The 7,677-nt window shown below is 55.6% G+C and carries 10 protein-coding genes and 2 tRNA genes; all 12 read left to right on the top strand.

All coding sequences use genetic code 11. The features are described from left to right. Positions 1 to 9: 9 nt before the first annotated feature. The 12 genes from cydB to AB5Z09_RS22470 all read left to right on the top strand — a co-directional run bounded on the left by cydB (position 10) and on the right by AB5Z09_RS22470 (position 7,663). Positions 10 to 1,146, top strand: a complete 1,137-nt coding sequence (gene cydB, locus AB5Z09_RS22415; protein ID WP_005335741.1) for a cytochrome d ubiquinol oxidase subunit II — start codon at positions 10 to 12, stop codon at positions 1,144 to 1,146. A gap of 14 nt (positions 1,147 to 1,160) precedes the next feature. Further along, positions 1,161 to 1,277, top strand: a complete 117-nt coding sequence (gene cydX, locus AB5Z09_RS22420) for a cytochrome bd-I oxidase subunit CydX (RefSeq protein ID WP_005304933.1) — start codon at positions 1,161 to 1,163, stop codon at positions 1,275 to 1,277. Beyond that, positions 1,264 to 1,575 (top strand): cyd operon YbgE family protein, encoded by a 312-nt coding sequence (locus tag AB5Z09_RS22425; RefSeq protein ID WP_041202810.1) that lies wholly within the window; start codon positions 1,264 to 1,266, stop codon positions 1,573 to 1,575. The genes cydX and AB5Z09_RS22425 overlap by 14 nt, the downstream gene beginning before the upstream one ends. Before the next feature lie 105 nt (positions 1,576 to 1,680). Further along, complete coding sequence (gene ybgC, locus AB5Z09_RS22430; RefSeq protein ID WP_005335737.1) at positions 1,681 to 2,088, top strand: tol-pal system-associated acyl-CoA thioesterase; 408 nt, start codon at positions 1,681 to 1,683, stop codon at positions 2,086 to 2,088. After that, positions 2,078 to 2,767 carry a protein TolQ gene (tolQ, locus tag AB5Z09_RS22435; RefSeq protein ID WP_005335735.1) on the top strand — a complete coding sequence of 230 codons (690 nt, stop codon included), beginning with the start codon at positions 2,078 to 2,080 and terminating at the stop codon, positions 2,765 to 2,767. The genes ybgC and tolQ overlap by 11 nt, the downstream gene beginning before the upstream one ends. Continuing rightward, positions 2,767 to 3,213 (top strand): protein TolR, encoded by a 447-nt coding sequence (gene tolR, locus AB5Z09_RS22440; RefSeq protein ID WP_005354757.1) that lies wholly within the window; start codon positions 2,767 to 2,769, stop codon positions 3,211 to 3,213. Before tolQ ends, tolR begins: the two co-directional genes overlap by 1 nt. 5 nt (positions 3,214 to 3,218) lie before the next feature. After that, positions 3,219 to 4,352 carry a cell envelope integrity protein TolA gene (gene tolA, locus AB5Z09_RS22445; protein ID WP_013723471.1) on the top strand — a complete coding sequence of 378 codons (1,134 nt, stop codon included), beginning with the start codon at positions 3,219 to 3,221 and terminating at the stop codon, positions 4,350 to 4,352. 95 nt (positions 4,353 to 4,447) lie between these two features. Beyond that, positions 4,448 to 5,773, top strand: a complete 1,326-nt coding sequence (tolB, locus tag AB5Z09_RS22450; protein ID WP_005335728.1) for a Tol-Pal system beta propeller repeat protein TolB — start codon at positions 4,448 to 4,450, stop codon at positions 5,771 to 5,773. Between the two features lie 49 nt (positions 5,774 to 5,822). Beyond that, entirely contained in the window at positions 5,823 to 6,347 is a 525-nt protein-coding gene (gene pal, locus AB5Z09_RS22455; RefSeq protein ID WP_005304908.1) for a peptidoglycan-associated lipoprotein Pal, read from the top strand. Positions 6,348 to 6,505: 158 nt separating this feature from the next. Further along, on the top strand, positions 6,506 to 7,306 hold the full coding sequence (gene ybgF / locus AB5Z09_RS22460; protein ID WP_199251989.1) for a tol-pal system protein YbgF: 801 nt from the start codon (positions 6,506 to 6,508) through the stop codon (positions 7,304 to 7,306). A gap of 174 nt (positions 7,307 to 7,480) precedes the next feature. Continuing rightward, positions 7,481 to 7,556, top strand: a tRNA-Lys gene (locus AB5Z09_RS22465). 31 nt (positions 7,557 to 7,587) lie between these two features. Then, a tRNA-Val gene (locus AB5Z09_RS22470) sits at positions 7,588 to 7,663 on the top strand. Positions 7,664 to 7,677: the final 14 nt, after the last annotated feature.

A 7,677-nucleotide genomic window follows, 5' to 3' on the forward strand; every position in this document is an offset into this window, starting at 1 on the left:
AGAGCGACCATGTTTGATTACGAAACTCTGCGTGTCATCTGGTGGGCTCTGGTCGGCGTACTGCTGATCGGTTTTGCCATCACTGACGGCTTCGACATGGGGGTAGGCGCACTGCTCCCGTTCGTCGGCAAGAAAGATGTCGAGCGCCGCGTGATGCTCAACACCATGGGACCGCACTGGGAAGGTAACCAGGTTTGGCTGGTCACTGCCGGTGGTGCCTTGTTCGCCGCCTGGCCGATGGTGTATGCCGCGACCTTCTCCGGCTTCTACATCGCCATGATCCTGACGCTGATGGCGCTGTTCCTGCGTCCGGTCGGTTTCAAGTACCGCTCCCTGCGTGCTGATGCCAAATGGCGCAGCAACTGGGATTGGGCCTTGTTCGCCGGTAGCGCCGTACCGCCCATCGTCTTTGGTGTGGCCTTTGGCAACCTGCTGCAAGGCGTTCCGTTCGAGTTTAACCAGTTCATGATGTTGACCTATCACGGCAACTTCTTTGGTCTGCTTAACCCGTTCGGCATTCTGGCTGGTCTGGTGAGTCTGTTCATGCTGCTCACCCAGGGCGCAACCTGGTTGATGATGAAGACCGACGGTGAAGTGCTGGCGCGTTCCCGCACTGCCGCCATGATCTGCTCACTGCTGACCCTGGTGCTGTTTGCTGCCGCGGGTTGGTGGGTAAGCGGTATGGAAGGGTATGTCATCGTCAAGGCTGCCGCGACTGACGCAGTATCCAACCCGATGAACAAGGAAGTTGTCCTGCAGGCTGGTGCCTGGATGAACAACTACACCCTCTATCCGTGGATGGTGGCTGCCCCTGTACTGGGCCTGGCCATGAGCCTGCTGACTGCGCTGTTTGCCCGCATGAACATCGGCTGGCTGGCGTTTACCAGCTCCTCGCTGGCGATTGCCGGGGTCATCCTCACTGCCGGTTTCTCCATGTTCCCGTTCGTGATGCCCTCAAGCCTTGAGCCGTCACTGAGCCTGACCATGTGGGATGCTACCGCCTCTTTCAACACCTTGCAGGTGATGACTGTGGCTGCAGCTATCTTCGTACCGATTGTGCTGGGTTACACCATCTGGACTTACATCAAGATGTTTGGCCGGGTAACCAACAAGCACATCGAAGATAACCAACAATCTCTCTATTAAGAGGTGCGCTGACAATGTGGTATTTCACCTGGATCCTGGGGCTGTTGCTGGCCTGTGCATTTGGCATCATCAATGCGCTGTGGCTGGAACACACCGAGAACATGGATCGTCAGATCGATGAAAACAAGTGATCGACTCGCCAGGCTGGCCGCTCCACTGGAGCGGCAGCCGTGGCAGGGGTTGATGTTACTCGCGGCGGCCTTGTTGGCCGTCGCTATTTTACAGGCCCCCAATCTGATCGCGGCCAACACCAGCGAGCATGGTCTCTGGCTTGCTCCCTGGCTGATGTGGGCCGTCTGTTGTGGCGTACTTAACGGGCTTGGCTTTCATCTGAAAAGCCTGCCCGGACGTGTGCTGTTCAACCCCTGGCTCGCCTGGCCCAGTTTGTTGTATGGCCTCTGGCTGACACATTCATATTTCCTTTCATAAAAAACGGGGGGAGGCAGGATTTCCCTGTCTCCCCCTGCTTCTTTCCTATTCAGCCCTGCGCTATGATAGCCCCCCATCTGACTGTCGAATGGATCACAGATTGTTATGGGGGAAGTCTTTGAGTTTCCGGTGCGTGTCTACTACGAAGACACCGACGCCGGGGGCATCGTCTACAACGCCAATTATCTCAAGTTTATGGAACGTGCTCGCACCGAGTTTCTTCGTGCCAAAGGGGTCGAACAGGACGTCTGGCTGCAGGAGGGATATGCCTTCGTGGTGAGCCGAACTGAGATCGATTTCCGCTCGGCGGCCCGTTTTAATGAACTATTGAATGTATTAACGCAAGTGATTGAAGTGAAACGCGCATCCCTGCGCTTTTCGCAGCAGATCCTGGCGGCTGATGGACGACTGATCACCCAGGCCATGGTACAGATAGCCTGTGTCAGTCATCCGCAAATGAAACCTGTAGCTATACCTGAAAAAATCAAGGGAGTGCTGTTAAGTGCACGCTGAAATTTCGTTTATTGGCCTGTTTTGGCAAGCCAGCCTGTTGGTAAAACTGGTCATGATGACCCTGATGAGCATGTCTATTGTCTCGTGGGCGCTGATTATCCAGCGTTCAAAGGCGATCAAGGCGGCCAATCTCGCATCGGAACAGTTTGAAGATCGCTTCTGGTCAGGGGTCGATCTCAATCGCCTCTATCAGGAGTCCTCTTCCCGCCGCGATGACATCGAAGGCATGGAAGATATCTTCTACTCCGGCTTCAAGGAGTATGCCCGCTTGCTCAAGGCCGGTGCCCGTGGTCAGGATGCGGTGATGGATGGTACCTACCGCGCCATGCGCGTCTCCCTCTCCCGCGCGGTGGATGATCTGGAATCCAACCTGCCGGTGCTGGCGACCATTGGCTCCATCAGCCCCTATATCGGTCTGTTTGGTACCGTATGGGGGATCATGAACGCCTTTATCGCTCTGGGTCAGGTGCAGCAGGCCACCCTGCAAATGGTGGCACCGGGTATCGCGGAAGCGCTGATCGCCACCGCCATGGGTCTGTTTGCCGCTATCCCGGCGGTTATCTTCTACAACCGCTTCTCCAACAAGGTCGAGCGGCTGGAGAACGCCTACGCCAACTTCATGGACGAGTTCACTACCATTCTGAACCGTCAAATTGCACAGCAGCAGGGTGATCAGTAATGCAAACCTATCAGCGGATCCGGCGCAAGAAGGTGGCCGAGATCAACGTGGTTCCCTATATCGACGTCATGCTGGTGCTGCTTATCATCTTTATGGCGGTCACGCCGGTGATCACGCAAGGGGTCAAGGTGGATCTGCCACAGGCTGAGTCCGAGCAGTTGCCGGAAGATGCCAAGCCGCCCTTCATCGTCAGCGTCAATACCGAAGGCGAGTATGTCATCAAGGCTGGCGAAGCCGATGATGAGCCGGTGCCAAGCGGCACGCCAGAGGCGATGCAGCAATACATCACCGAAAAAGCCATGGGCTATCTGGCGATCAACCAGAATGCCCCCGTGGTGGTCGCGGGTGACAAGGCCGTGCGCTACGAAGAGGTGATCCTGTTGATGGTGGCCCTCAAGAAAGCGGGTGTGCCTCAGGTTGGCCTGATGACAGATCCGGTGAACTAACGGAGATGGATGTGAAGCGTGGTATTTCCGGTTATCTCATCGCGTCGTTTCTGCTGCACCTGATCATCGGCATCATCCTGTTTGTCGGGCTCGATTTCAGCAAACCGAAACGACCCGAATCGAAGGGGCAGATCGTCAATGCCGTCATGCTCGATGAGAACTTCCTCAACGAGCAGGCCAAGCAGATCCAGCAGCAGAAATCTCAGCCCAAGCCTCAAAAGGTAGAGAAAGAGAAGGATAAGGAAGACACGGATCTCGCCAAGCGTGAGCTGGCTCAGAAACAGGAGCAGCTTCGCATCGCCGAGACCAAGCGCAAGCAGGCCGAAGAGGCGACTCGCAAGGCCGAGGCCGAGAAGCAGAAGAAGGTGGCCGAGCAGAAGCAGGCGGAAGAGAAGGCCCAAAAAGCCGAGGAAGCCCGCAAACTGGAAGAGCAGAAGGCCAAGAAGGCCGAAGCCGAGCGTAAAGCGGCGGAAGCCGAGAGCAAAGCGTTGGCGCTGAAGAAGAAAAAGGAACAAGAGAAGAAAGAGGCCGAAGAGAAGGCCAAGGCGGCAGAAGCCAAGGCCAAGAAAGCGGAAGCTGACAAGAAGGCCAAAGCCGAAGCTGAGAAGAAAGCCAAGGCAGAAGCAGAGAAAAAAGCCAAAGCCGAGGCCGAGAAGAAGGCCAAGGAAGAGGCTGAGAAAAAGGCAAAAGCTGACGCAGAGAAGAAAGCCAAGGCAGAGGCCGAAAAGCAGGCCAAGATCGCGGCTGAGCGCAAGCGTAAAGCAGCCGAGCAGGCCAAGCTGCAAAAAGAGATGGAAGAGATGATGCAGCAGCAGCTGTCGGCTGAGGCCAATGCCCGCAGTCAGGCGGCATCGGCAGCAGCCCAGGGCGAAGTCGACAAATATGCGGCGCTCATCAAGGCCACTGTTGAGCGGTATATGATTTTGGATCCCACCATGCGGGGCAAAACATGTACTATCGGCGTACGTCTTGCGAGCAGTGGCTTTGTCATATCGGTAGATAACGGCCAGGGTGACCCGGCGGTCTGTCGTTCCGGTAAGGCGGCTGTTCTGAAAGCCAATCAACTGCCTGTGCCCAAGGATCCTGCGGCATTCGAGATGTTGAAGGAATTTAACCTGAAGTTAGAACCGAGTATCTAAGCGTGATAAAACGAGGTTGCTTGCCTCCGGTTGGCAACCTCTCGCCGAGAAAGGAATTTAACCTCTCATCTATATTGGAACCGAGTATTTAAGCCATGATCAGAAAAGTATTTTTTGCTTTGGTTGGCTGTTTGTTGCTGGGCCAGAGTGCCCAGGCGGCCCTGGACATCGTCATCACCGGCGGTATTGATAGCGCACGCCCCATCGCCGTCGCCCCCTTCAAGTGGGAAGGTAACGGGCAGTTGCCGCAGGACATCGCGGAAGTGGTCTCCAACGACCTGATGCGCAGCGGCAAGTTCAAGCCGCTGGCCCGTGGCCAGATGCCGCAAACCCCGAGCAGCAGCAGCGAGATCAACTTCGCTCCCTGGGCCTCCCAAGGAGTTGAAGCCGTGGTGGTGGGTTCCATTTCGGCAGTCGGTGACGGCACCTACAAGGTCAACTTCGAGCTGGTCGATGTGCTGAAAGGCCAGCTGGCCAAGGCACAAGGTGGCGAGAGCAACGGTTACATCCTGGATAGCCGTATGGCGACCATCCCGGGTGCCCAGATGCGCCAGTTTGCCCACCGTATCTCCGACATCGTCTATGAGCGTCTGACTGGCGAGCGCGGTGCCTTCCTGACCCGTCTGGCTTACGTCTCCGTACAGCAGGGTACCCAGTTCCCGTACCAGCTGCGTATTTCTGACTACGACGGTTACAACGAGAAGACCCTGCTGCGCTCCCGCGAGCCCTTGATGTCTCCGGCCTGGTCGCCGGATGGCAGCAAGCTGGCTTACGTGAGCTTCGAGAACCAGAAGTCCGAAATCTACGTGCAGGATATCTACACCCAGCAGCGCAGCCTGATCACCAGTTTCCGCGGTATCAACGGGGCGCCGGAGTGGTCTCCGGATGGTCGTCGTCTGGCTATCGTTCTCTCCAAAGATGGTTCACCGAACCTCTATGTGGTTGATGTCGCTAGCAAGCAGCTGACCCGCGTCACAACCAGCCGTGTGATCGACACTGAACCCTCCTGGATGCCGGATGGGCAAAATTTGTTGTTCACCTCTGAACGTGGTGGCAAACCCCAGATTTATAGCGTAAATTTGGCGACTGGTATGACTCGCCGGATGACTTGGGAAGGTGAATCCAACCAGGGTGCATCCATCACTCCTGATGGCAAAATCATGGTGATGGTGACCCGTGTTCAGGGACAGTATCGTATTGCCCGTCAGGACATGGAAAACAATGCCCTGTTGGTCCTTACCCAGAGTGCTCTGGATGAGTCGCCAAGTGTGGCTCCCAATGGCAGCATGATCATTTATGCCACCATCTATCAGGGTCGTAAGAGTCTCGCGTTGGTGTCGACTGATGGTCGCTTCAAGGCTGTGCTTCCGACCAGTAGCGGTGAAATTCGTGCACCAGCTTGGTCGCCCTTCTTGAATTGATAAAAATCCAATTGTTTTTTGTTTTGTTATAAAGGTTTAAGGAAATAGCATGCAACTCAATAAACTGCTCAAGGGTTTGGCCATCGCACTGCCACTGTTCACCCTGGCCGCTTGTAGTTCTTCTTCTGATTCTGACGCCGCTGGCGCTGAGTCAGGTATGACCGACGGCATGGGCGGTGTACAAACCGGCGGCGCCAACGGCATGTTGTCCCCGGAAGAGCAGATGCGTCAGAAGTTCGAAGCACTGCAGCGTGACAACGTGATCTACTTCCCGTTCGACGGTTACGATATCCAGGGTCAGTACGCTGATCTGCTGGATGCCCACGCCAGCTACCTGCGCGAGCGCCCGAGCGTTAAAGTCCTGATCGAAGGTCACGCCGATGAGCGCGGTACTCCGGAGTACAACATCGCCCTGGGCGAGCGTCGTGCCAAGGCTGTTGCCAAGTATCTGCAAACCCTGGGTGTGCAGGCCGAGCAGCTCTCCATCGTCAGCTATGGCGAAGAGAAGCCGCTGGACATGTCTCACACCGAGGATGCCTTTGCCAAAAACCGCCGCGCGGTTCTGGTTTACTAAGGTTTAAACCGAACGAAGTTCGTTTATATGCAAGCGGCCATTTCGATGGCCGTTTTATTTGCACTAAACGCCAAGGTTTGATCCGAATGAAATCTGCATATGCGAGCGACGATGGCGCTGGCCGTTTTATCTGTACTAAACGCTAAGGTTTGATCCGAATGAAATCTGTGTACAAGCAAGCTGTCGTTGCGCTGGCCGTAATGGTTGTTCTGAATGCGCAAGCTGCGGCACCGGTCAGCGATCTGGGCGGTGACTCAAGTGGTGGGGTTGTCCTTAGCGGCAACAACGGCGCCATCGTGCCCACTGGTAGCCTGGAAGATCGGGTTGCCCTGCTGGAGCGCACCCTCAATGCCCGTCTGCGACTGCAAGCTGAATTGCAGCAACAGGTCGACTCCCTGCAAGGGGAGGTTTCCGAGCTGCGTGGTCAGCTGGAGCAGCAGACCTACCAGATGGAACAGTCGCAAGAGCGCCAGCGTCAGCTCTATCAGGAGCTCGACAAGGTTGCCAGCAGCCAGCAAGCTGCTCCAGCCGCCCCGGCCTCTGCTGCTGCCACACCGGCTGCTGCCGCCAATTACTCAACCAATCAGGATGAGAATCAGGCCTACGACGCAGCGGTCAACATGGTGCTCAAAGAGAAGAACTACGACAAAGCCATTCCGGCTTTCCAGGGCTTCATCAAGCAGTACCCCAATTCGGGCTATGTTCCCAATGCACACTACTGGCTCGGCCAGTTGCTGTTCAACAAGGGTGACAGAGCCGGTGCCTCGGCCCAGTTTTCGACCGTGGCCAACAAATACAGCAAATCCCCCAAGCGAGCAGATGCGCTGCTGAAGCTGGGTATGCTGGCGCAGCTGGATGGCAAGAAGGCGGAAGCCAAATCCTTCTATGAGCAGGTGATCAAGGGCTATCCCAACACCTCGCCAGCTCAGTTGGCCAAACAGAGTCTGGCCAAGCTGTAACATTGCTGTATGTCACTGTTTTCGTAACGCTACTGTAAAAACAGCCTGCATTTGTACGCACAGTGAGCAAACGGATTTAAATTACGAATTTTCTGTTGCACCGGAAATTTAAATCCGTAATATAGGCCGCCGTCAGAGCCGAAGCAGTAATGCAGTCGGAACTGGTCGTGGTGAGGGTCGTTAGCTCAGTCGGTAGAGCAGTTGACTTTTAATCAATTGGTCGCTGGTTCGAATCCAGCACGACCCACCATTTTCTCCACTCGGTGGAGACAGAATTCCCAGGTCGTTTAGCTCAGCTGGGAGAGCACCTCCCTTACAAGGAGGGGGTCACTGGTTCGATCCCAGTAACGACCACCAGTTTGTAAAAAAAT

It is taken from the genome of Aeromonas sp. R2-2, assembly GCF_040908355.1.
GTDB lineage: Bacteria > Pseudomonadota > Gammaproteobacteria > Enterobacterales > Aeromonadaceae > Aeromonas > Aeromonas veronii.

Excerpts from the sequence above, each read along its gene's own strand:
- ybgF (WP_199251989.1), top strand. The coding sequence starts at position 6,506 with ATGAAATCTGTGTACAAGCAAGCTGTCGTTGCGCTGGCCGTAATGGTT.
- tolR (WP_005354757.1), top strand. The coding sequence starts at position 2,767 with ATGCAAACCTATCAGCGGATCCGGCGCAAGAAGGTGGCCGAGATCAAC.
- AB5Z09_RS22425 (WP_041202810.1), top strand. The coding sequence starts at position 1,264 with ATGAAAACAAGTGATCGACTCGCCAGGCTGGCCGCTCCACTGGAGCGG.
- cydX (WP_005304933.1), top strand. The coding sequence starts at position 1,161 with ATGTGGTATTTCACCTGGATCCTGGGGCTGTTGCTGGCCTGTGCATTT.
- ybgC (WP_005335737.1), top strand. The coding sequence starts at position 1,681 with ATGGGGGAAGTCTTTGAGTTTCCGGTGCGTGTCTACTACGAAGACACC.
- pal (WP_005304908.1), top strand. The coding sequence starts at position 5,823 with ATGCAACTCAATAAACTGCTCAAGGGTTTGGCCATCGCACTGCCACTG.
- cydB (WP_005335741.1), top strand. The coding sequence starts at position 10 with ATGTTTGATTACGAAACTCTGCGTGTCATCTGGTGGGCTCTGGTCGGC.
- tolB (WP_005335728.1), top strand. The coding sequence starts at position 4,448 with ATGATCAGAAAAGTATTTTTTGCTTTGGTTGGCTGTTTGTTGCTGGGC.
- tolA (WP_013723471.1), top strand. The coding sequence starts at position 3,219 with ATGGATGTGAAGCGTGGTATTTCCGGTTATCTCATCGCGTCGTTTCTG.